This window comes from Dactylosporangium sp. CA-233914 (assembly GCF_050942935.1).
GTDB lineage: Bacteria > Actinomycetota > Actinomycetes > Mycobacteriales > Micromonosporaceae > Dactylosporangium.
Window position 1 is genome coordinate 5,578,082 of sequence record NZ_CP192030.1, and the last position, 23,520, is coordinate 5,601,601.

Genomic DNA, 23,520 nt, shown 5'->3' on the forward strand with positions numbered 1-23,520 from the left:
GGGATGACCTTCAGTGGCCAATCGACGTCAGTTTCTGCAGGCCTCCGCGCTCGGCGCCGCGACCGTCGCCGGCGCGGGCCTGCTCGACCCAGCCTCCGCCGCCGCGGCCGTCACCGCGGCAGCCCCCGCCGCCGCCCCGCCCCAGCCCGGCCCGGGCGGCGCCGCGCCCGTCCGCCCGTTCCAGCTGCGCGACGTGCGGCTCGGCAGCGGCCTGCTGCAGGAGAAGCGGGACCGGACCAAGGCGTTCCTGCGCGCCTACGACGAGCGCCGTTTCCTCGTGCTGTTCAACAACCAGGCCGGCCGGCCGAACCCGTCGGGCGTCTCGGTGCCCGGTGGCTGGGAGGACGGCGGGCTGCTCAGCGGCCACTGGGCCGGCCACTACATGACCGGCCTCGCCCAGGCCTACGCCGACCAGGGCGAGGCCGTCTACAAGACCAAGCTTGACTGGATGGTCAACGAGCTCGCCGCGTGCCAGGCCGCCATCACGGCCCGGATCGGCACCACCCCGGGCGGCGGCGGGACCGGCCCGCAGATCGGCCGGGTGCAGGGCCGGTTCGGCAACGCGCTGAAGCTCAACGGCACCAGCAAGGCGCAGTACTGCACCCTGCCCCAGGAGGCGATCAACCAGCTCACCGACTTCACGATCGCCACCTGGATCAACCTCGCCTCCACGGGCACCTGGAGCCGGCTGTTCGACTTCGGCCAGTCCACCTCCATCAACATGTTCCTGACCCCGCGGTCGGGCGCGACCGGCAACGTGCCGCGCTTCGCCATCACCGTCGGCGGCACGGGCGGGGAGCAGCAGATCAACGGCTCCGCGGCGCTGCCCACCAACCAGTGGGTGCACATCGCGGTCACCCTGTCGGGCAAGACCGGCACGATGTACGTCAACGCGCAGCCGGTCGGCACCAACACCAACATGACGCTCAACCCGTCCAACCTCGGCAACCCCGGCAACCGGTGGATCGGGCGGTCGCAGTACGGCGACCCGTTCCTGGACGCCACGATCGACGAGTTCCACATCTTCGACCGGGCGCTCACCCAGACCGAGCTGCTGTCCATGCTGGACTCCCCGGCCGGCAGCACCGGGGGCGGCAACATCGCGTGGTACAAGTTCGACGAGGCCGACGGCACGGCGCTCAAGGACGCCTCGCCCAACGGCCGCGACGCCGGCATCGTGGCCGCCTCCACGGCCGGGGCCGCGGACTGGATCCCGACGTACCCGGGCTACCTCGGCGCCATCCCGGAGGACGCGGTGCTGCGCCTCGGGCCGCCGCGCTGGGCGGTCTACGGCGGCAACGCGCAGACCAACACCTGGGCGCCGTGGTACACCCAGCACAAGATCATGCGCGGCCTGCTCGACGCGTACTACAACACCGACAACGCCCAGGCCCTCCAGGTCGTCACGAAGATGGCCGACTGGGCCTACCAGGCGCTGACGATCGGCGACAAGAACCACCCGGACTACAAGGGCCCGCTGACCCGCGACGACCTCAACTACATGTGGGACCTCTACATCGGCGGCGAGTTCGGTGGCGCCAACGAGGTCTTCCCGGAGATCGCCGCGCTGACCGGCGACTCGAAGCACCTGGTGACCGCCAAGACCTTCGACAACCGCGAGTCGCTCTTCGGTGCCTGCGTGGAGAACCGGGACATCCTCGTCGTCACCCCGGCGAACCGGCCCGGCCGCCGCCGCCCCGAGCGGCTGCACGCCAACACCCACGTGCCGCAGTTCATCGGCTACATGCGCATCTTCGAGCACGGCGGGGACCAGGAGTACTTCACCGCCGCGAAGAACTTCTACGGCATGGTCGTGCCGCACCGCATGTTCGCCCACGGCGGCACGAGCGGCAACTACCCCGGCTCCAACAACAACCTCGAGGTGTTCCAGAACCGCGACAACATCGCCAACTCGGTGCCGACCAGCGGTGCCGAGACCTGCACGACGTACAACGTCATGAAGCTGGCCCTCAACCTGTTCCTGCACGAGCACGACCCGGCGTACATGGACTACTACGAGCGCGCCCTGTTCAACATGATCACCGGTTCGCGGGCCGACACCACCTCCACCGGCGACCCGCAGGTGACCTACTTCCAGCCCCTCGCCCCGGGCACCGTGCGCAGCTACGGCAACACCGGCACCTGCTGCGGCGGCACCGGGGTGGAGACCCACACGAAGTACCAGGAGACGATCTACCTCAAGTCCGACGACGGCAACACGCTGTGGGTCAACCTCTACGCGCCCTCGACGCTGACCTGGGCCGAGAAGGGGTTCACGGTCACGCAGCAGACGGCGTACCCGCGGGAGGACCACACCAAGCTGACCATCGACGGCACCGGCCCGCTCGATGTCAAGCTGCGGGTGCCGGGCTGGGCGAAGCGCGGCTTCATCGTGACCGTCAACGGCGTCGCGCAGAACCTGAACGCGCAGCCGGGCACGTACGTGACGCTGAGCCGCACCTGGAACCGCGGCGACGTGGTCGAGATCAAGATGCCGTTCAGCATCCACATCGAGCGGGCCATCGACCGCCCCGACACCCAGGCGCTCTTCTGGGGCCCGGTCGTGCTGCAGATCATGGGCAACCCGGGCACCAACAACTGGCGTGAGCTGTCGCTGTACCGCTTCCTGAAGCGCGACGGCGACTACGCCCGGGCGGCGGTCACGGCCGGGGCGGTCACGGCGGCCGGCGACCAGACGTTCACCGCCGGCGGGTTCACCCTGCGGCCGTACTACATCAGCGACAGGGAGCCCGCCTCGTCGTACTTCCGCCGGGTCGAGCCGACGATCGTGTTCGGCACCATCGACACCGGCGTGCCCAACCGCAAGCGCAACGACGGGCTGCCGAAGTACGACGTCCCGGTCACCGGCATCACGTCCCCCGGCACGGACGGCCCGACGTTCCTGGACCTGCTGTGGGACTCCGCGCCCTTCGCCAGTCACGGCCAGTTCGTCACCGCGGTCACCAACCTCGCGAACGCGTTCGTCACGGCGGGCGTGTTCACGGCGGCGGAGAAGGACACGGTGGTGGCCAAGGCGGTCGCGGCCGCCCAGGAGCTGTCGACGGGCGTGGAGCTCGACGTGGCGGTCGAGGCGCGCACGCAGAAGATCGGCACCACGATGTACGTCTCGGTCAGCGCGCGCAACGACGACAGTGTGCCGCTCACGATCGAGCTCATCACGGCGTACGGGTCGCGGACGGTCGCCGGGGTGGAGCCCGGCAAGTCGGCGTACCAGTCGTTCAACTCCCGCGCCGCGTCGATCCCGGCCGGCACCGTGACGGTCAAGGCCACCGGCACGGTCGACGGGCAGACGGTGACGGCGCAGTTCACCGCGTCGTACAGCTGATGTAATTTTCGCACCCTGGGGCGCCCGGTTTGGGCGCCTCAGGGTGCGGCTTAACCCTTCGAAAAGCTTTCGCCAATGCTGGCTTTGGTTGCCCCGAAAAGGTTTTCGGAGCAGATTTTACGGCCATGACCCCCATCAATACCCGGTTGCGCCGCGGGTGGCTGGCGCCGCTGATCGCGCTCATCGTGGTCGCCGGCGCGTTCGTCACACTGCAGAGCCGTCCGGCCGCCGCCGCCACGAAGTCCCTCTACATCCCGGCCCGCTGGACCCAGACCGGCGAGGTGCCCTGGGCGCAGAACCGCACCAAGGAGTCGACCAACTTCATCCTGCTCTGGGGCGAGAAGTCCGGGACCAGCCCGACGTCGGCGCCCTCGCCGTACAACTTCGACCCGAACAGCATCGTCACGCAGCTGGAGAACCTGTACTCCTTCTACGTCAACACGATGCAGTTCACGCCGGAGCAGGGGCTGCTCGCACAGTACAAAATCATCGTCATCATCACGAACACGTGGAACCGCACCGAGCTCAACGCCTGGGCGAGCGGTGGCTCGGTCGACGGCAAGGTCGGCGTGATCAACATCGACCCCAAGGCGGCCCTGCCCGGCTCGTGGGGGCTGGCCCACGAGCTCGGCCACGTGTTCCAGAACTACACGTTCCTGGGCCGCTCCGGCTACGGTTTCACCGACCCGAGCGCGGGCACCTTCTGGGAGACCAGCGCCGAGTTCATGGCCATGCAGGCGCTGCCCACCACCGCCGCCGGCGACCTGAGCCGCTGGCTGCGCTCGGAGAACCTCTACTACAGCTCCAGCCGCCACCACTACGGCAACTGGATGCTGATGCAGTACATCAAGGACCGTGACGGCCTGGCGATGTTCAACCGCATCTGGAACGAGGCGAAGAGCAACGAGCATCCCCTGGAGACGTACCGCAGGATCACCGGCATCACCCAGGCCGAGCTGAACCGCCGGGTCGGGGAGTACGCGACCCGCACGGTGACGCACGACTTCGGCAACAAGTCGACGCTGATGCCGTTCATCAACAACGTGTACGGCGCCGGCTTCCTCAACAACGCCTACAACGGCGGCAACGTCGAGGCGGTCGATGCGTCCCTCGGCCACTACCGCATCAACGCCCGGGTCGCCCCGTCCGACTACGGCTTCAACAAGATCAAGCTGGTGTCGGCGACCGACGGCGGCCTGGTGAAGCTGCGCCTGAAGGGCCACGCCGAGACCGGCGCGACCGGCTGGACGTTCGGCCTCGTCGCGGTGAAGAACGGCACGCCGCGATACTCCACGCTGTTCACCGGCACCGACGGCCAGATCGACTTCCAGCTGCAGTCCGGCGAGAAGGAGGTGTGGCTCGTCGTCACCGCGACCCCGAACACCGTGCCGCACTACGCGTTCCTGGACGGCTACAACAAGGCGCGGCGGTTCCCGTACGAGTTCCGCGTCTCCGGTGCCACCCCGTCGGGCTTCGAGCCCGGCTACGTGAAGCCGGCCGCGACGAACGGCGGGCACTGGCACTCCAACGGCGGCGGCTGGGTCGCGGCCAACGCCAGCGTCGCGTCGAGCGCCTACGTCGGCCCGAAGGCCGCGGTCTACGCCGGCACCGTCACCGGCAACGCCCGCATCGAGGGCCTCGGCTGGGTCAACGGCGGCACGGTCGGCGGCAACGCGGTCGTGAAGGACAACGCCCTGATCCAGGCGGGCGCCAACCTGTCGGGCAACATCGTGGTCGGCGGCGACGCCGAGTTCGCGATAGCCTGCGGCTCCGGCACGTACCTGGCCTTCAACCCCGACCGCAAGTGCGACGGCGCCGGAGGCGAGACGGACGTCAACCCGTCCTTCAACACGTTCAACAGCGCCGATCTGGCCATCGGCGGCACCACGACCCCGCCCCCGACCGGCGGCGTGAACGTGGCCGGCCAGGCGACCCCGTCGGCGTCGTACACGTCGGCGTGGGAGTCGGTGAACGCCATCAACGACGGCATCGACCCACCGTCGTCGAACGACACCGTCAACCCGCGCTGGGGGACATGGCCGAACAGCGGGCAGCAGTGGGCCGAGCTACAGTGGTCGTCGGCGCAGTCGCTGAACAAGGCGCAGGTGTACCTTTTCGACGACAACCAGGGCATCGACCTGCCGTCTTCGTGGAAGCTCCAGTACTGGAACGGCACCGCCTACGTGGACGTACCGGGCGCATCGGGCTACACGACCAACGCGAACGCGTACAACACCGTCACCTTCACCGCGGTGAGCACCACCCGCCTACGGGTCGTCCTGCAGTCCAACGGCACCAACTCGGTGGGCCTGCTGGAGGTGAAGGCCTTCACCCCGTGACGGCGGCCTGCCCCGCCGTCGGCACACCGGGCAGCCGGATCGAGTTCGATCACTGCTGGCCATAGCGTCCGTGGGCATGGAGGCTGCTCAGACACGCCATGATCCTCGGCTGGTGCTGGCGGCCGGCTCGTTCGTCCTCGCCCCGCCGCCGCGGGGCGAGGACGACGGGACGCGGCGGCGGCCCAGCCGCGACGCAGCCTCAACACAACGCCGGCGGGGGCGATGTCATCCTGCTCCTCCAAGGACTGGGTCTGCGGCCACCGCCCCTGATGGCGGCATCGTCGGGCACGCCGTTCCACGACTTTTCGGACTTTTCTCCTGTCAAGTCATAAGTCCGATTCGGCGCTCGCGGCCAGCGGGGATGAGGGCGTCGAGGCCCCTGCGTGCGCTTGTCTGTCTGTCTGTTTGCCCGCTCGCCCGCCGCTCGCCCGCCGCTCGCCCGCCGCTCGCCCGCCGCTCGCCCGCCGCGCGGAGGTGCGAGCCGCTCAGCATGGTCTGGGCTCGCATCGGCCGGTGAAATCGGATGGCCGGCTCGCGATCAGGGCCCAGCGGAGCGTCGGCCCGGCCCGGTGACGACACCACGGTCACGTCGGCGGCGACCGTGCTCCCGCTTCCACACGAGCCCAGCCACCCCAGCCAGTGAACGCGGGGTGCGACGGACAGCGGCTCGACCGTGGCGACGCCGTCGTGCCGGGCGTCCAGCGACTGCGTTGAGGCCACCTGCTGGCCGAAGGCGGCGTCCGGTGAGTTTGAGCGCGTGGATGCCAAGGCGGACGCGGCCCGGGAGAGGAGCGTGGTGGCCTGGTCGAACGGGGATTCGGCGATGACGAAGGATGCGCCCATGGCGCGACGGGCCGATGGGTGGCGGGCGCAGAGAGGGTTGACGGTGGCGCCGCGCTGTCTGAAAGAAGCCGCTGTGGTGGTGGCGGTGCAGCGTGGCCGGATGGGCTTGGCCGCTGCTGGGGCGGTCGTGGTGGTGCGGCGTGGTAGGAATTGCTTGGCCGCTGCGGTGGTGGTGCAGCGTGGCCGGAAGGGCTTGGCCGCTGCCGGAGCGGTGGTGGTGGCGCGGTGTCGTCGGATGGGCTTGGCCGTTGCGGCGGGGGTGGCGCTAACGAACGAGACCACGACGACTGGACCGGCCGGGAGCGCGACGACTGGGTCGGTCGGGAGCGCGGTGACTCGATCGGTCGGGAGGGCGGTGACGTCGGTGCGGGCTGGGAACGCGGCGACGGTGAAGGCCTTGGCGAAGGCTCTGGCGATGGTGCCCTGGACTTCGGTGGCGACGGTGGCGTCGGCGACTGCGGCGGCGATGGCGGCGGCGGGGGCTGCGATGGTGGGATGGCAGGTCCGTGAGCGCGCCGCGGCTCGAGCGGGGCGGGCGCGGACGGATCGGAGCGCGGGTTGAGCTGGGTGGCCGGTCTGCGGGAATCAGGCGGGTTCACCGGTCGGCGGGAGTCGGGCTGGGTCACCGGACGGCGCGGGTTGGGCACAAGGCGTCCACCCCCAGCATGTAGCTCCCCCGCCCGCTGGGGTGCCGGATGGCGGGAGTCGGCCTGGGGCGGCGGACAGTCGGAGTTGGGCTGGGGTCCGAGACGGCGGGAATCGGGCTGGGGCGGCGGACAGCCCGGGTTGGGCTGAGTCGACGGACTGCCCGGGTTGGGCTGGGTCGTCAGGGAACGGCGGCGGGCGGCTCGGGCATCCTGCTCTGCCCAGTGGGCGATGATCTCGGCGGTGCGGGCCTCGGCGTCCAGGCGGGCCAGGCGCTCGGCATGGCGCGCCTCCAAACCACGGCGGCGGGCCTCGGCGAACTCGGCCCGGACCGCACGGCGACGGGCCACCCGACGACGGTTCTCGGCCAGCATCGCATCCAACCGAATACGCCACTCCGAATCGGCAGTCCCGGTCAGCACCTCACCCATGAGCACAACCTAGAACAGGGGTACGACAAAAATCGCTGAGCAGGGGAAACCGGGCGTCAAGGGGTGGCATCCTGATCGGTGGCGGCGGGCGGGAAGTCTCAGCTGCGGGGCGCGGGCGCCGATTGGTTCGGCGTAGGGTGGACCAACGCATGGAGCGCATCGTGGTGCAACAGTCCCAGGCGGGGGACTCGCACACCGAGGCCGAACTGGCCGAGCGGTTGCAGCAGCAGGGCGACTTCCTGCGTGCCGTGCTGGAGAACCTGTCCGACGCCGTCGTCGCCTGTGACCGTACCGGTGCGCTCACGGTCTTCAACCCCGCCGCCGAACGGCTGCACGGCCTGCCCGTCGAGCCGTTCCCGCCGCACGCGTGGGCCGGGCGCTGCGACCTGCTCAACCCCGACGGCACGCCCATGCGCGTGCAGGACGTTCCGCTGTACCGGGCCCTGCGCGGCGAGACCGTCGCCGGTGAGCGGCTGCTCATCGCCCCGCGCGGCCAGCCCGTCCGCACGGTGCTGGCCAGTGGGCGGCAGCTGCGCGACGCGGCCGGCAACGTGCTCGGCGCCGTGGTCTCGATGCGGGACGTCAGCGAGCAGGTCGCGGCGCAGGAACGGGTCGAGCGGCACATGGGCGCCCTGGTCGCCACCATCGAATCGCAGCGGGCCGTGACCGCGGCCGTGCGCGACCGCGACGAGGTGCTGCGGGTCGTCGCCGGGCGGGCGGTGGCCGCCGTCCCCGCCGCCGAGGGCGCCGTCGTGGAGCTGCTGCACGACGACGGTGTACTGCACTACGTCGCCGCCGCCGGAACCCTCGGCCCGCACCTGGGCGTGCGGCTGCCGGTGTCCGGTTCGCTGTCCGGCCTGGCCATGTCCACCCGCACCACCGTGCGCAGCGCCGACACCGCGACCGACCCGCGGGTCAACGCCGCGGCGGTGCGCAGCCTCGGGATCGGCTCGATGTGCATCGCGCCGCTGTACGCCGCACAGCGCACGATCGGCGTGCTCAAGGTCGCCAGCAGTGTCCCGGGCGCGTTCGACGACGGCGACGCGCACCAGCTGGAGCTGCTCGCCGCGAGCCTGAGCGCGGCGCTGCGCCACGCCGAGGACTACGCGTACAACGCGACGCTGCTGCGGGAGCGCACCGAGGCGCTGGCGGCGCTGGAGGTCAGCGAGCGGCGGTTCCGGCTGAGCTTCGACAACAGCCCCGTGGGCATGCTCCTGGTCGACCTGCGGCCCGGCAGCGTGGGACGGTTCCTGCAGGTGAACCCGATGATGGAGCAGATCACAGGGTACCGCCGCGACGAGCTGACCGCGATGACACATCATGGCCTCACGCACCCCGACGACCTGGCCGAGGCCGATTCGACGCTGGACAAGCTTATCTCCGGCGCGCTGGAGACGGTGGCGGTCGAGCGCCGGTACCGCCACGCCGACGGCCACACCGTCTGGGTCGACGTGCGCGCCGGGGTCATCCAGGACGGGGCCGGCCGCCCGCTGTACCTCGTCGCCCAGGTCGAGGACATCACCGAGCACCGCCTGGCCCAGGCCCGGCTGGAGCAGCAGGCGCGGGTGCTGCAGCTCATCCCGGCCCCGGTGATCGTGCGCGACCTCGACGGGACGATCCGCGGCTGGAACGGCGGTGCCGAGAGCACGTACGGCTACCCGGCCGCGGCGGTCGTCGGCCTGAACGTGCACGAGCTGCTGTCCACCGAGGGCGACGGCATCGGACCGCCCGGGTTCACCGAGGCGCTGCGCCGCGACGGGCACTGGACCGGCGAGCTCACCCACCGCGGCGCCGACGGCCGGCAGATCATCGTGCTCAGCCGCCAGGTCGTGCACCACGGCCTGGACGAGCCCGACCACCGCGGCGACCGCGCCACGGTGCTGGAGATCAACACGGACATCACCGCCCTGCGCGCCGCCGAGCAGGCCGTGAGCGCGAGCGAGCAGCGGCTGCGGGCCCAGTTCACGTGCTCCGCGGCCGGTCAGGTGCTGCGCGCGCCGGACGGCACGTGGCTGGAGGTCAACCCCGCCTTCGCGGCGATGCTGGGTACGACCCCCGGCAAGCTCGTCGGCGTCAACGTCGAGGACCTGATGCACCCCGACGACCTGCCCGCCAGCCGGGCCGGCGTGGCCGCGCTGCTGGCCGGGGAGCGCGAGTCGGTGCGCAGCGAGGGGCGCCTGCAGCGGCTCGACGGCGGCTGGCTGGACTACCACAGCACCATCTCGGCCGTGCGGGACGCGGCCGGGCACCCGCTGTACCTCATCGTCGTCGTCACCGACATCACCGACCGGCGCAACGCCGAGCGCGCCCGCGACGCCGCCGCGGGGCAGCTCGCGCAGCGCAACGTCGAGCTCGCGGCGCAGCGCGCCTACCTCAACGAGATCCTCGACATGATCAACGTGTACGTCATGACGTGCGACAACCGCGGCGGTCTCGTGCACCTCAACCGGGCCGTGCGTGAGGCCGCCGCCGGCGCCCACGTCGAGGACCTGCCCCGCGTCGCCCCGCCCGGCGAGGGGGACGGCCGCCATCCGCTCGCCCGGGCGCTGTGCGGCGAGGTGATCGAGGCGGCGGAGATGGTGCTGGCCGGCGACCGGGGCCGCGACCGCGCGGTCATCGTCGACGCCCGCCCGCTGCAGGACCCCGGCGGCGCCCCGGCCGGTGCGATCTGCACCGCCTTCGACGTCACGGCGCTGCGCGACCGGGAGGCGGAGCTGGCCGCGTTCGCGGGCGTCGTCGCGCACGACCTGAAGAACCCGCTGACGGGCATCATCGGCTTCACCGAGATGGCCGGCGACCTGCTGGCCGGCGCGGGGCACGCCAAGGCGGCGGAGTACGTCGAGCGGGCCAAGCACAACGCCCGGCACATGGACCAGCTCATCGACGACCTGCTGGCCTTCGCCACCGCCCGCGACGCGCCGCTGCGCCCGGCCTGGACGGACCTGGCCGCGATGATGGCGCACATCGTCACCGTGCGCACGGGGCACCTGCCCGCGCCGGAGCGCCCCGACATCGTCGCCGGCGAGCTGCCGGCCGTCTGGGCCGACCCGAGCATGCTCCGGCAGGTACTGGACAACCTCGTCGGCAACGCGGTGAAGTACACGGCGCCGGGGACCCGCCCGTACGTGCGCGTCACGGCCGAGCGCACCGGCGCGGCGGCCCGCATCAGCGTCGCCGACCGGGGCATCGGCATCCCGCCCGACGAGCGCCGCAGCGTGCTGTCGTCGTTCCACCGCGCGCACGCCGGCCAGGGCTACGCCGGCACCGGTCTGGGCCTGGCGATCTGTCAGCGGGTCGTCGACCGCCACGGCGGCGGCATCGACATCGACGACAACCCCGGCGGCGGCACGATCGTGTCGATCACGTTGCCGCAGCCGACGGCCCCCTGAGGACCGGGAGCACGGCCTTCGCCCAGGCGTCGGCCATCTTCACGAACCCGCCCGCGGTCGGGTGGATCCCGTCGTCGAGGTCCCGCAGCGTGAGCGCCGAGTGCATGTCGACGAAGTGCACCTTCGGCCCCTTGGCCGCCACGACGGCGGAGAGTTGGCCGCTGTACGCCGTGCCGGCCGCCTCCCGCGCGGCGCCCTCCAGCGGCAGCAGCGAGCCGACGAAGACGTCCGCGTCCGGCGCGGCGACGATGATGTGGTCGAGCAGTCTCGACATCCGCGCCGCCGCGTCGGCCGTCTGGTAGTCCTGCAGCACGTCGTTGGTGCCGAGGTGCACGAGCACGATCCGCGGGTCGGTCGCGTTGACCCACCGGGTGACGTCGGCGTCGATCTGGTCGATGCGGTAGCCGGAGTGCCCCTCGTGGTCGCGGTCTGGCAGGCTGCCGGGCCCGGACTGCTTCGACCCGACGAAGTCGACCCGGACCCCGGCGGAGCGCAGGAGCTTCCACAGCTCGATCCGGTACGCCCCGGGCACCTTCCGCCCGTCGGTGATCGAGTCGCCGAGCGGCAGGATCCGCACGACGGGCCCGGACGGCGGCGTCGCCCCGGGAGGCAGCTGCGCGGTCTTCGGCTCCCCGCAGCCGGCGAGCAGCAGGGCGGCGGCCAGCACGATCGTCGTCGTCGCTCGCGTCACGCGACCGATTGTGCCCGCCACCAGCGATCTGCCCGCCCGCAGGGCGCGACGTCAGCGGTCCACGGTGCGGGCTTCCAGGCGTTCGTAACGCTGGCGGGCGGCCTGCGGCGTGCCCAGCCCCAGGCTCAGCGCGATGTCCTGCCAGGTCATCCCGCGCTCGCGGGCGGTGCCGAGCAGGTATCGCTCGGTGGCGTCCAGCTCCGCCCGCACGTCCGGCAGCAGGGTCAGCGCCGCGACCAGGTCGGACTCGTCCAGCGCCGGCTCCCCGGGCGCGGGCGGCACCGACCCGGCCGCCATCGCCGCGGCGATGCGGACGACCTCGTGGGGCGCGGGCACGTCGGCGTGCACGTGCCGCTGACGAAGCTCGGGCGACCCGGCGTGGCGGTCGGTCAGGTGGGCGAGCGCGGCGTACACGCGCTCCGCGCGCCGGGCCGCGGGGTCCGGACGGTTCAGCAGTTCGGCCATGCCCGAGAGCCTGCCACTTCAACGCAACGTTTTCAACACAATGTTCATGGCTAGGGTATGCTCGCAGCACGGTGAAGGAGGGGTCGGCATGCGCATCGCGGCGCGGTACAACGGACCACCCGGCTCGGGCAACGGCGGCTACAGCGCCGGCCTGCTCGCGACGGCGCTGGGCCTCGCCCCCGCCGAGGTGACCCTGCGCCGCCCGCCCCCGCTGGAGACCGACCTGACCCTGGTCCGCGACGCAGTGGCCGGCATGGGCCGGGCGATGCACGGCGACGACCTCGTCGCGGAGGCCCGCGCGGCGGCGGGGCGCCCGGATGCCGTGCCACCGGTGCCGCTCGCCGACGCCGAGGCCGCCGCCACCGCATACGCCGGCCTGCTCGACCACCCGTTCCCGACCTGCTTCGTGTGCGGCACCGGCCGCGACGACGGACTCGGGCTGCGCCCGGGCCCGCTGCCGGACGCCCGCACCGCCACCCCGTGGCACGTCCCCGGCGACGTCGACGAGGTGATGATGTGGGCGGCGCTGGACTGCCCCGGCGGCTGGGCGGTGCTGGCGCCGGGCCGCCCCTACGTCCTGGGGCGCCAGTCCGCCTGGATCGACGCCCTCCCGGCCCCCGGGGACGTGTGCGTGGTGATGGGCCGCCACGTGGGCGGCGAGGGGCGCAAGGCCGAAACACAGTCCACTGTGTACGGTCCCTCGGGTGCCGCGCTGGCCGTCGCCCGGGCCACGTGGATCGCCGTGTCCTGACGTCAGCCGGCCAGCGGGCGCTGCCACCCGCCGTGCATCGCGGTGTACGCCAGCGGGCGGCCGTCCAGCGCCAGCACGTATGCCGCGGTCCGCGGCTCCGGCTCCCGCAGCCGCGCGGCGATGTGCGGGAAGACCGCGGCCGCCTCCTGCGACAGCCAGTGGCCGGGCAGTCGCCCCACCCGCTCCACGAACTCGGCCCGGCCCGGCCCGGGCAGGTAGTCCAGCACCGCCGTGTGCATGACCACCAGCGTCGCGTCCGGGGGCGCCTGCGCGGCCAGGTCCTCCAGCCGCTCGTTGAGGTCGCCGGCGACGACCCGCGGCGGGTCGCGGCGGGCCAGCTCCAGCGCCGCGTCCAGGCGGGCCAGGCGGTCGGTCTGCTCGGGCCAGACCAGCGTGCGCAGCCACCGCACGTCGTCCTCGTCGCGCACGTCGAGCGGGTTGAGGTCGATCCCGGCGCGCCAGGCGACCCGCACCGCGCCGGGGGAGACCGCCGGCACCGGCCCGTCGACGCGGCAGCGCAGCAGCAGCGCACTGTCCGTGGCGCCGCCCCGGACCGTTTCGTCGTCTCCCCGATACTCGTACCCGTATCGCTCCGCCAGCAGGCACAGCCCCGCCGAGGCGCCGACCTCCAGCAGCGCCACCGGCTGCGGCAGCGACGCCAGCACCGGGTAGAGCGCCGCGCACCGCCCGGGCTCGTTGGTCTGCGTACGCCGGGCCAGCATCGTGGCCACGACCTCCTCGCGCCGGCCGAACACCGTGTCGCGCAGCTGCGCGTAGTCCGCCGGCGTCCCGCCCACGTGCCGGGCCGCCGCGAACAGGAGGTTGGGCTGCCGCTTGGCCGGCGGCAGCCCGTCGAGCATCGCGAGCATCTCCTCGTCCCCGGCGACCGCGAGCGCCAGCCGCTCGTACAGCGGCGAACTGCCCCGCGCCATCACGGTCGCGAAGTACCGGTACTCCTCATCCGTCGACATGCCCCCGAATTTACATCGACGCGATTAATCTGTTGCCCGGGTTGAATTCGGCGCGTACTGTAGTTCGTGTCGAAGCCGCCCGAAATGAAGCGCAGGAGGTGCCCGAAATGACGACCGTCGCCGTTACCCGACACGTGATCCATGTCATGCCAGTGCGCCGACCTGTGGGCCGGTGGCGAGGGTAGCAGCCCGCTTCCCCTCGACCGCCCCGCCCCCATTCAGGGACCGGGCGGTTTTTCATTTCCCGCATTTCCGCTTTTCCCGTGCAATTCTTCGGAAACGACCGGCGCGGTGACCGGATCTGATTTGGGGTCAGAAAGTGCGGGGTTCGACTCCCCGGTTTCCGACCATGCCCCGGTAGCTCAATGGACAGAGCAACGGCCTACGAAGCCGTGCGTTGCAGGTTCGACTCCTGCTCGGGGTGCGCAGTGATGCAACGGGTTGTGGCGCAGCTTGGTAGCGCGCGCGCTTCGGGTGCGCGAGGCCGCCGGTTCGAATCCGGCCAGCCCGACGAGGCCAGGCTCGACCCCTGGCACGGACACGGTGTTCATGGTGTACGGGTTGTGCACGCCAGATTGTGGCTCTGGAGGTCCGGGTTCGACTCCCGGTGTTCACCCCACGCCCTCGTAGCTCAGTTGGACAGAGCGCCGGCATGCGGGGCCGGAGGCCGCAGGTTCGATTCCTGCCGGGGGGCACGTTTGATCAACACGCACGCCCCTTCGGGCATCCGAGTGGAGAGCGGGTCCAGCACGTGGCTGGGCTATGATCGCCGTCCACGCGGTAAAACGTGTACGGCTTCCTCCTTGTAGGGGGTCGAACCCCGGGGCGGAATAGCTGTTCGAGCAGCGTCGCCCCCGCAGAGTCCATTTCTGGGGCGCCGGTCCCACGCTGAATTCGCTGAACCTGTCTCGGGTACGCCGCCGCGACCGCGGCGCGGCGGCGTGGGTGCAGGATGAACGGATGGAGTTCGAGTCCTACCGCGCCGAACTGCTCGCCTACTGCTACCGGATGCTCGGCTCGTTCCACGAGGCGGAGGACCTGGTGCAGGAGACGATGCTGCGCGCGTGGAAGGCCCGGGACCGGTACGAACCCGGCCGCGCGTCGGTGCGGACCTGGCTGTACCGCATCGCCACCAACGTGTGCCTGACCGCGCTCGACGGCGGCCGGCGACGGCCGTTGCCGTCCGGCCTGGGCGCGCCGAGCCATGATCCTGAGGCCCCGCTCACCCCGGCGCCGGACATCCCATGGCTGCAGCCATTCCCGGATGCGCGGTTCGATGTCGAGGCGCGAGCGGACATGCGGCTGGCTCTGGTGGCGGCGATGCAGACCCTGCCGGCACGGCAGCGGGCCGTGCTCCTGCTCCGCGAGGTGCTGCAGTTCAGCGCCGCCGAGGTCGCGGCACAGCTCGGGACCACGGTCCCGGCGGTCAACAGCACTTTGCAACGAGCCCGCGCCACCCTGGCCGAGGTGGGTGACCTGGGCGAGGTCGCCGAGCCGGGCGACCCGCAGGTCCGCGCCGCGGTCGAACGCTACGTGCGGGCGTTCGAAGCAGCCGACGTTCCCGCGCTCGTGCGGCTGCTCACCGACGACGCGATCCTCGAGATGCCGCCGGTGCCGCTGTGGTACCGGGGCAGCCGCGACTACGGCCGGTTCATGGACCGTGTGTTCCAGATGCGCGGGCCGGGCTGGACGATGACGCGGCTGTCCGCGAACCAGCAGCCGGCGCTCGCCGCCTACGCCCCCCAGCCGGGCGGTGGGCACCGCCTGCACACCCTGCAGGTCCTCACCATCACTGGCGGCCTAGTCGCGCACAACGTCGTGTTCGCCGACCCGGGCTCGTTCGCGGCGTTCGACCTGCCCACCGAGATTTCTCCCGACGAGTTCCGACGGAGGCGATGAGTCCGGCCGGTGCCGCCGGTATGTACCGGCGAGCATCCAGCGAAGGGACATCCATCATGAGCGTCATCGTCATCCAGTTCATCACCCTGGACGGAATCGTGTCGGATCCGGACGGCTCTGGGGGCACACCGGCCGGCGGCTGGGCGTTCCGGCACGGCCCCGAGACCGTCGCCGGCGACAAGTTCCGCCTCGGCAGCCTGCTGGACGACGGGATCATGCTGCTGGGACGCACCACCTGGCAGCTGTTCTCCCGGATCTGGCCCGGACGCGCCGACCCGTTCTCCGCGCGGATGAACGCCATACCCAAACTGGTCGCCTCCCGCACGCTGACCGACGCCTCCGCGTGGGCCAACTCGCAGATCATCGACGGCGACCTCGTCAACGCCGTCAAGCGCGAACGGCGCGACGTCATCATCACCGGCAGCCTCAGCGTCGTGCACACACTCATGACCGAAGACCTGATCGACGAATACCGCCTGCTGACCTTCCCCACCATCCTCGGCACCGGGCAACGGCTCTTCCCCACCGGCCACAAGCCCGTCCAACTGGAAACCCTGTCGGCAGAGCCAGCCGGTGCCGCTGCCCTCACCCGCTACGCCAGGGCCGCACGGTGACCGGCAGATGAGGATGTTCGTGTCGGACCCCATGCCGCGGGATGGAGATCGTCGAGACTGACGCGGTACCAAGAGCTCCCGATTACAGCGTGCATCGATGCGTACCGCGACATGTAATCATGGCTGAGGCGGCGCTGGACTGCCGGCCGTGGCCGCAGTCGCGATGATCTCCACCGAATGGTGTACCGGGTACAAAACCGAGCCGTCGCTGTACTGCGGGCTGGGCAGCCTGGAGCCTCATTCCGCCCAGGCGCACGCTCTCGGTGGCGTCGCCGCAGTTCGCGGCGAACTGGCTCATGCTGGCCTGCATATACGCCGGAGCAGCGGGTGGCCTGACCGTTCGGCGGCTCGCACGACGAGCCGGTAGTGGCGTCGGGCGTTCGCCCGGTCCTCGACGCCGACGTAGAGCCACGCGGCGAGTCCCGCCTTCGCTGATCACGGCGAACAGTCGGCGGATATGTGCTGCTGAGTGCCCATTGCGGGTGGCGAGCTGACGCACCAGGGCATCCGCCCTGACGAACGGCCCGGTGTCAGCGGCTTCACCGATCAGAATTCTTCCGCCACGTCGTCGGTTCTGGTAGCCCCCTCGCACCGGTGGAAGGATTGGTGACCATGACCGACGCTAGACCGCTGGGCGCTGACGAGGCCTCGTTCATCGCGGTGGTTCGCTCAGGCGATACGGCGCGGTTTGCGCTCATCACGGAGCGCCACCGGCGTGAGCTGCAGGTGCACTGCTACCGGATGCTTGCGAACTACGAGGACGCCCAGGACATGACGCAGGAGACGTTCCTGCGAGCGTGGAACAAGCGGGAGTCGTTCAAGGGCCACGCTGCGCTGCGGACCTGGCTGTACCGGATCGCGACGAACGTCTGCCTTGACTTCCTGGAGAAGCGCAATGACCGCACACCCGTACCGTCCGGGCTGTCGGACTCCGACTCCGAGGTGCTGTACCTGCAGCCGTACCCCGACCGGATGCTCCCCGAGGACCCGCAGGAATCGGTGGTGGCGCGGGAGACGATCGAGCTGGCGTTCATCGTCGCCGTCCAGCACCTGCCGCCGCGGCAGCGGGCGGTGTTCATCCTGCGCGACGTCGTCGGCTGGCCGGCGTCGAAGGCCGCCGACGCCCTCGATCTGACCATCGCATCGGTGACCAGCGCGCTGCAGCGGGCGCGCGTGACGATGCGCGAGCAGCTGCCCGGCCGCCGCCTCGACTGGCGGAGCCCCGCCGCCCACGAGCTGTCGAATGACGAGCGCGGCGTGGTGAAGTCGTACATCGACGCCCATGAGCGCAACGACCTCGACGGGCTGATGTCCCTGCTGCGCGACGACCTGCGCTTCGTGATGCTGCCCGAGGCGGGCACCTCGGTCATCACGGCCAAGGACGCGGTGGACGGCTGGGTCTCCGGTGGGCTCTTCCAGCCCGGCTACGACGACTGGCGCTGTATCGCCACGACGGTCAACCGCATGCCCGCCGCCGCGCTGTACCTCCGCACCCCTGACGACCCGGAGTACCGGTTGTTCAACATCGCGGTCCTGCACATCGTCGACGGGAAGATCGCCGAGCTCACCGGATTCGACGCCACCGACAAACCATGGCTGGACCTGCCCCCGACACTGTGATCAGACAAGTCCCCATCGTCCTGAACACCGACGCGACAACGCGAACACCACCGCCCCGCCGGCGTTTGCCGGCGGGGCATCTCGATGCCCGACGAACCCGGCCTCACGAGCCGAGCAACTGGCCTGTGCTCATCGCCTCGTCTCGTATCGGGTCAGCAGGACGCCGCCGGGAAATGTCCGCGTCTCCACGAGGTCCAGGTTCACCCAGCTGTCCAGCGCGGTGAAGAACGGCGTGCCACCGCCCACCAGGACCGGCACGGTGACCAGCACGTACTCGTCGATCAGCCCGGCCCGCATGGCCGCCCCGGCGAGCGTCGCGCCGCCGATGTCCATCGGGCCGGCGTCCTCTGTCTTGAGCCGGGTGATCTCGGTGACCGCGTCGCCGGTGACCAGGCGGGTGTTCCAATCGACCGTGCTGGTCGTCGAGGAGAACACCACCTTCGGCATGTCCCGCCAGCGGTGGGCGTACTCGATTTCCGCCGGTGTGGCGCCGGGCTGCTGGTCGGCGGTCGGCCAGTGGGGACTCATCGCCTCCCACAGCTTGCGCCCATACAGCGCCAGGCCCGTCGCCCCCACCCGGTCGGACCACCACTGGAACAGCTCGTCGCTCGGCGACGAATCCGGTCCCTCACCGCCACTCCAGCCGAGGTCGTCCCCGGGCGCGGCGATGTAGCCGTCCAGGGTCACATTCATGCCGAATGTCAGTTTCCGCATCATGCCAGCCTCTCGTAAGTCGATCTCATACGTACAGACGGGCGCTGCGCGAAAACCTCATCGGTGCGCGCTGCTGGCAGACACAAGGTCCCCGCGCAGACCTGGCCAGCCAACCGCATCGGCGAAGACGGTCATGAGACGTACGCCGATCCGACATGCGGACACCCCGACAACTCTCCCGCAGGATCTGATGCGTCCTGGCCGACACGGAGGGCATGGTGCGAGCGCGGCAACGGGCCGGCCGTCAGCGCACGAAGCACCGTTCGGAACCGCCAACCTGCAACCGCCTTGGCAGCTCGAACACGCGGTCAGCCCCCGCATCGGCGCAGCTCAACCCAGGCAACGTCACGGTCAAGCCGTGCAGGTTTGTCTCTAGCCGAGGGTACGTCACAGAACTGCAAACGCGCAGCGCGTTCGGTCGGTCACTGATCGTGGATGCCAGCTTCGCGCTTTGAGCGATCGAGGATGGCCCTGGGGCGAACCGCCCGGGGCCATCCTCGCGTTCAACCCGATGATCGCCACCGGACCCGCCCGTATCGCGGTATGAGCGGAAGCCTGCCAAGGCTCCCGAGCTGGGCAACCGTCCGTGATCGGCGGCATGTGCGTGCACCATTTGACATTATGGCCAGCCGTGCGGGGCAGCGGGTCCGGCTGGATTCTGGGAAAATGAATTCATGGGGCAGCTGCAATTGTTGAGCAAGTCTGAATTGGCTGCCATGCGTGACCGGACCAGGTCGCGTCGTTATTCCGCGGCGAATGAGGAGTTCCGTCGGGAGCATGCTCGGCATCGCGCGTGGGGCCTCGCCCAGCGACACGCCGAGAAACTCCGCCGAATACGCGCGAGCACCCCGTCGGCAAGCGTCACTGCCGACGGCCAGGAAGGCTCAGTGAACGAACTGCCCCCGGCCTCGGCCCCGGCCCCGGCCACGCCACCGGCCAAGGCCACCGCCACGGCCTCGGCGCCACGCACGGCCACGGCCACGGCCTCGGCACCGCGCACGGCCACGGCACGGCCGCCAGCCACGACAACGACCTCGGCGCGGCGGCCGGACATGGCCGCGACGCGACCGCCCGAGGCCCCAGCCACGACCTCGGCACCGCCACCGGCCATGGCCACGGCCACGGCGCGGCCGGCTGAAGCCCCAGTCAGGGCTGCCGCACCGCCACCGGCCATGGCCACGGCTACGGCGCGGCCGCCCGAGGCCCCAGCCACGACCTCGGCACTGCCGGCCAAAGACAGGGCCTCGGCGCCGCCACCGGGCGAAGCGCCCGCGCGGCCCGGGCAACCCCGCGACCGAGACCGGCCCGGACGACCACGCCACAGTGCCGCACCCGACGCATGGCACCGACCAACCCGGCGCCGCCTCGCAGCGCCGGCCCGCACCCACCGCGTCAGCGCCATCCCGCCGGCCCGTCGGCACAGCGCCGACACACCAGCGAGAATCCGCGCCGGCCCGCCAACACGGCACCACGAAGAAATACCGGCAAACACTCCAGAGCTGTACCCGGGAAATGCCACGTACGCAATCCGTCAAGCCCTATCCCAACGGACCACCGACCAGAAATTCCGAGCGCCATAATCATGACGACGACGCACGAAACACGCGCGCTCATCGGCATGTCCGTGAGTTGGGCAGGCCAATCGTCATGACGTTCCGTAGCGCGCTGATTGCCGCGGATCCGTGTGCCGAGTCTGCTCTTGACCGCGCCGTCTGCTGCCGATTCTTGAACGTCGTGTCGCGTGTCGTGGCGTGCGGGCGATCCCGGTCGCCGCTGCCGCGATCCCGGAACCTCGCCGATGGATACGAAACCGCGCACTCGACGCTCGCCGCCACCGCCGATACTCAAACGTGCCTCAACGGCGGACGCTGACCATCGAGCGCATCAAACGGGTCGCGCTCGTAAACTCTTCGGGGACAGCCCAAATCTATTGCTTTTCCTCCTAAAAATTTGAGAATGCTCTTTGCTTTTACTTTTGACTTGGACCTGGGGGCTGCCGTGGGGCCCGGCCGGCGTTTACCTCCACGACCGCAGGCAGGGCAGCACGACATGGCGCCGCAAGCGTATTTTCAGGAGTCTGCGAGCGCGACGCGTTTGATGCACTCGGTGGTCATCGTCCGTGGTTGAGGAACGGTTTCAAGAAAACCGCGCCGGCTGCGGTTCCCGGTCATCGGAACCGCGCACTGGCCGGCGTTTGACGCCTGTCACGTGGTGTGACGAGGAGTGCACGGTCGACGGCAGATGTGCGCGCTGTGTCAAGGTAGGCGTGATCGTCCGGTCGTTGTCGGTGGCGGCTTGTGAGCTGATGTCCGGGACGTCTCTGGCGTGACGGTGACCTGTGGTGATGTGCCGGGATCGGCGCGGAAGGTCAGCCTGGCGACGTCCATCGCGGCTCGTAGGTGGCGTAGGGCGTAGGGGCCGACTCCGTGGAGTGCCTGCACCTCGGCCTCGCTGAGTTCGGCAACCTGTTCGAGGCGGACCACACCGTGTGCGGTGAGCGCACGGGTCGCGGCTGCGCCGAGGTGTGGCAGCGGGATGCCCGGCTCCGGGACCGGCCGAGCGGGGGTCGATCGGGGATGACCCTCGTGGTCCAGGACGGCGGCACCTCGTGCCGAGAGTCGGTAGCCGATGTCGAGGGATTCGGTCAGGCCGCGCTCCTTGAGTTTGCGCACGTTCTGTTTGAACGCTGGGGTGTCGCGCCCCATCCGTTGTGCGAGGTCGGGTGCCCGGGTGGCCGGCAGTTCGTCGATCAGCAGGAGCGTTGCCCGGGTCCAGGGGCCGGTCGGCGAGGCGCGGTCGAGGCGGTCGAGCCACGCGACGATCGTGTCGATCTCCGCGGCGTCGGGCACCGCCTCGCGCAGCGCGTGCCGCGGGTCGACGCCCGCGTACCGTAGCCCGATCCGATACACCGGCCGGTCGGGGTGGAGGCGGTCCAATCCCTGCCGGAGCGCGGCCAGCGACGCCGCGCCGGCCCGGCGGGCGTCCGCGGCGGTCAGCGACCTCGCCGGCACGCGGTCGACGGATGTGACCTCGACCAGTCCGACCGCGGTACGCATCCGGGTGCCGACCCTGACACGAGGCCGTTCCCACCGGCGGAACGCCACGTCGACATCGCCGGCACGGATCGCCGCCAGTTCTGCGGGACGCATCTGCATGCCCTAGTTCAACACATCGCCGCGCGCCCGGACCACGGCATGAGAGTAAGCCCGATCAAGCCCCCCGTCGGTCGGCCCGCGCGCGTACGACCGGAGGTATGCCCGCGCAGATGATGACCAAGCTGGCGAAACTCGACCGGCATTATCAGAGGGACGCGCTGCGCGAGGCGGGTAGGGGTGTCGCGGGCCGCACGGGTACCTCCAAGACGGTCGCGACGGCGTGGTCAGCGTCGACCAGGTGCTCCTCCAAAGTGGGCCCGGCGACGGTCAGGCCACGGCGGTGCAGCCAATCGAACAGGTCGAGGCCGGCGCGGACCACTCCGGTTGCCGGTGGGACGACGGCTCGCACCACCGAACGGGCGGGCAGGTCGAGCCACTCTCCTGCGCGGTCGACGGTGACGGCCGCGGCGAAGTTTCCGGTCGGTTGCCCGCTGAGCCAGGTGAGCAGGGTCGTCGGCGGTGGCGGGCACAGGGCCGCCAGCTCGGACGGGTGGGCGATGCTCAGGTGGCGCACGCGCAATCGGCGCGCGCCGACCGTGGCTCTTTGAGGCAGGACTGATGTCGGTGTGGCGAGCCGGTCCTCTGCGGCGGCCACGGCTGCGGCCTTGGCTGCGATGTCGCGACGAAGGGCGGCCACGGTTTCGGCCAGGGCCTGCCGTAGGTGCGCGTCGGGGGCGTCCAGGACGTCGGTGATCTGGCGTAGTGACAGGCCAAGGTGCTGCAGTCCCCGGATGCGTTCCAGTCGGGCCAGTTCGGTCACCCCGTACCACCGGTAGCCGGTGGCGCGGTCCACCGCGGCGGGGGCCAATAGCCCGATCTTGTCGTAGTGGCGCAGGGTGCGTTCGGATACCCCGACCATCCGCGCCAGGTCCCCGATCCGCCACACGACACCTTCCTCCTGCCTTGACCTTCTCCCTGCGGCAGGGTTCTAGCGTGCCGCCATGAGTCCCGCTGACCATCGCTCGGCGGCCCGGCTGACGGGCGCGCTGCTGTTGAGTTCGTTGTTGGCCATGCTCGCTGGTGTGGCCCTCGTCGTGCCATCAGGGCTGACCCTGAATCCGGCCGACCCCGCCGCCGTGTTGACAGTCGTGAACGCCCGGGTCGCATCGCATCTGATCGGGCTCGGCCTCGATATCGTCGGCTGGCTCGCCCTGCTCGCGGCCGGGCTCGTGATGACCGCCCGCCCTACCGAGCATAGGTCGCAGTTGGCAACGCTCGCCGGCGGGCTGCTGGCCTGCGCCGGCTTGGCGGGTCTGCTTCACGATGCCGGAAACCTGGCGCTGACCCAGTTGGCCGCTGATCCCACCGACCCGGCGGCCGCCATGGTGGCCTCGGCGGTCCTCGTCACCGCCAAGTGGACGGTCAACCTGGCCGGGCTACTCTGGGTTGCCGCGACCGTGACGACCGCGCTCGGCGCACTGCTGCCCACCGCGCTTCGTCGCGCTGGCGTGATCGCTGCGCTCTCCGGCCTCGCCGCGGTTCTGCTGCCATGGACAACCGGGATCGACGGCCCGTCGGCGAGGCTGGAACAGCTCGGCTACAGCCTCCACCTACCGGTGATGGTCTGGTACGGCATGCTGGGCTGGCGGCTGATCCACACCGACCTCCGGTAGGGGGCCGGCCCGCTGCGCACAGCGGCTCGGCGCG

General features: G+C 70.7%; 15 protein-coding genes and 5 tRNA genes. 14 read left to right on the forward strand and 6 right to left on the reverse strand.

What is annotated here, in order from left to right; genetic code table 11:
- Nucleotides 1-13 precede the first annotated feature (13 nt).
- From ACQPY0_RS24675 to ACQPY0_RS24690, 4 genes are all read left to right on the forward strand, one after another.
- Entirely contained in the window at nucleotides 14-3,346 is a 3,333-nt protein-coding gene (locus ACQPY0_RS24675) for a beta-L-arabinofuranosidase domain-containing protein (protein WP_432993097.1), read from the forward strand.
- Nucleotides 3,347-3,471: 125 nt separating this feature from the next.
- Nucleotides 3,472-5,685, forward strand: a complete 2,214-nt coding sequence (locus ACQPY0_RS24680; RefSeq protein ID WP_432993100.1) for a DUF6055 domain-containing protein — start codon at nucleotides 3,472-3,474, stop codon at nucleotides 5,683-5,685.
- A gap of 1,712 nt (nucleotides 5,686-7,397) precedes the next feature.
- The gene (locus ACQPY0_RS24685; RefSeq protein ID WP_432993103.1) at nucleotides 7,398-7,643 is read left to right on the forward strand and encodes a hypothetical protein; all 246 of its coding nucleotides are present in this window, start codon (nucleotides 7,398-7,400) and stop codon (nucleotides 7,641-7,643) included.
- A gap of 110 nt (nucleotides 7,644-7,753) precedes the next feature.
- Nucleotides 7,754-10,993 (forward strand): PAS domain S-box protein, encoded by a 3,240-nt coding sequence (locus tag ACQPY0_RS24690; protein ID WP_432993106.1) that lies wholly within the window; start codon nucleotides 7,754-7,756, stop codon nucleotides 10,991-10,993.
- Here the strand turns inward: ACQPY0_RS24690 and ACQPY0_RS24695 are convergent.
- Both ACQPY0_RS24695 and ACQPY0_RS24700 read right to left on the reverse strand, forming a co-directional pair.
- Nucleotides 10,965-11,684, reverse strand: coding sequence for an SGNH/GDSL hydrolase family protein (locus ACQPY0_RS24695; RefSeq protein WP_432993109.1), 720 nt, complete (start codon nucleotides 11,682-11,684; stop codon nucleotides 10,965-10,967). The two genes, ACQPY0_RS24690 and ACQPY0_RS24695, sit on opposite strands and share 29 nt — an antisense overlap.
- Nucleotides 11,685-11,735: 51 nt before the next feature.
- Nucleotides 11,736-12,149 (reverse strand): DNA-binding protein, encoded by a 414-nt coding sequence (locus ACQPY0_RS24700; protein WP_432993112.1) that lies wholly within the window; start codon nucleotides 12,147-12,149, stop codon nucleotides 11,736-11,738.
- 88 nt (nucleotides 12,150-12,237) lie between these two features.
- On the opposite strand from ACQPY0_RS24700, the gene ACQPY0_RS24705 reads away from it, so the two are divergent.
- Nucleotides 12,238-12,900: a hypothetical protein gene (locus ACQPY0_RS24705; protein WP_432993115.1), complete on the forward strand. Its 663-nt coding sequence runs from the start codon at nucleotides 12,238-12,240 to the stop codon at nucleotides 12,898-12,900.
- 2 nt (nucleotides 12,901-12,902) lie between these two features.
- Here ACQPY0_RS24705 and ACQPY0_RS24710 read toward each other — a convergent pair whose 3' ends face one another.
- Nucleotides 12,903-13,871: a DUF2332 domain-containing protein gene (locus ACQPY0_RS24710; protein WP_432993118.1), complete on the reverse strand. Its 969-nt coding sequence runs from the start codon at nucleotides 13,869-13,871 to the stop codon at nucleotides 12,903-12,905.
- Between the two features lie 274 nt (nucleotides 13,872-14,145).
- Between ACQPY0_RS24710 and ACQPY0_RS24715 the strand changes: the two genes are divergently transcribed.
- The 8 genes from ACQPY0_RS24715 (at nucleotide 14,146) to ACQPY0_RS24750 (ending at nucleotide 18,004) form a co-directional block, all read left to right on the forward strand.
- Nucleotides 14,146-14,221 (forward strand) — tRNA-Pro (locus tag ACQPY0_RS24715).
- A gap of 1 nt (nucleotide 14,222) precedes the next feature.
- A tRNA-Arg gene (locus ACQPY0_RS24720) sits at nucleotides 14,223-14,295 on the forward strand.
- Between the two features lie 13 nt (nucleotides 14,296-14,308).
- Nucleotides 14,309-14,382: transfer RNA gene (locus ACQPY0_RS24725), tRNA-Pro, on the forward strand.
- Nucleotides 14,383-14,414: 32 nt separating this feature from the next.
- Nucleotides 14,415-14,490: transfer RNA gene (locus tag ACQPY0_RS24730), tRNA-His, on the forward strand.
- Nucleotide 14,491: 1 nt separating this feature from the next.
- A tRNA-Arg gene (locus ACQPY0_RS24735) sits at nucleotides 14,492-14,566 on the forward strand.
- A 265-nt stretch (nucleotides 14,567-14,831) separates the two neighbouring features.
- The gene (locus tag ACQPY0_RS24740) at nucleotides 14,832-15,770 is read left to right on the forward strand and encodes a sigma-70 family RNA polymerase sigma factor (protein ID WP_432993121.1); all 939 of its coding nucleotides are present in this window, start codon (nucleotides 14,832-14,834) and stop codon (nucleotides 15,768-15,770) included.
- A gap of 56 nt (nucleotides 15,771-15,826) precedes the next feature.
- Entirely contained in the window at nucleotides 15,827-16,384 is a 558-nt protein-coding gene (locus ACQPY0_RS24745) for a dihydrofolate reductase family protein (protein WP_432993124.1), read from the forward strand.
- A gap of 612 nt (nucleotides 16,385-16,996) precedes the next feature.
- A complete protein-coding gene (locus ACQPY0_RS24750; RefSeq protein WP_432993127.1) occupies nucleotides 16,997-18,004 on the forward strand; it encodes an RNA polymerase subunit sigma-70 in 1,008 nt (335 codons plus the stop codon).
- A 129-nt stretch (nucleotides 18,005-18,133) separates the two neighbouring features.
- Here ACQPY0_RS24750 and ACQPY0_RS24755 read toward each other — a convergent pair whose 3' ends face one another.
- The 3 genes from ACQPY0_RS24755 to ACQPY0_RS24765 all read right to left on the reverse strand — a co-directional run bounded on the left by ACQPY0_RS24755 (nucleotide 18,134) and on the right by ACQPY0_RS24765 (nucleotide 22,759).
- The gene (locus ACQPY0_RS24755) at nucleotides 18,134-18,697 is read right to left on the reverse strand and encodes a dihydrofolate reductase family protein (RefSeq protein WP_432993130.1); all 564 of its coding nucleotides are present in this window, start codon (nucleotides 18,695-18,697) and stop codon (nucleotides 18,134-18,136) included.
- A gap of 2,276 nt (nucleotides 18,698-20,973) precedes the next feature.
- Nucleotides 20,974-21,867, reverse strand: coding sequence for a hypothetical protein (locus ACQPY0_RS24760; protein WP_432993133.1), 894 nt, complete (start codon nucleotides 21,865-21,867; stop codon nucleotides 20,974-20,976).
- 151 nt (nucleotides 21,868-22,018) lie between these two features.
- Nucleotides 22,019-22,759, reverse strand: coding sequence for a MerR family transcriptional regulator (locus ACQPY0_RS24765; RefSeq protein WP_432993136.1), 741 nt, complete (start codon nucleotides 22,757-22,759; stop codon nucleotides 22,019-22,021).
- A gap of 55 nt (nucleotides 22,760-22,814) precedes the next feature.
- Here ACQPY0_RS24765 and ACQPY0_RS24770 point away from each other — a divergent pair, with 55 nt between their 5' ends.
- Nucleotides 22,815-23,486, forward strand: a complete 672-nt coding sequence (locus ACQPY0_RS24770) for a hypothetical protein (RefSeq protein ID WP_432993139.1) — start codon at nucleotides 22,815-22,817, stop codon at nucleotides 23,484-23,486.
- Nucleotides 23,487-23,520 lie beyond the last annotated feature (34 nt).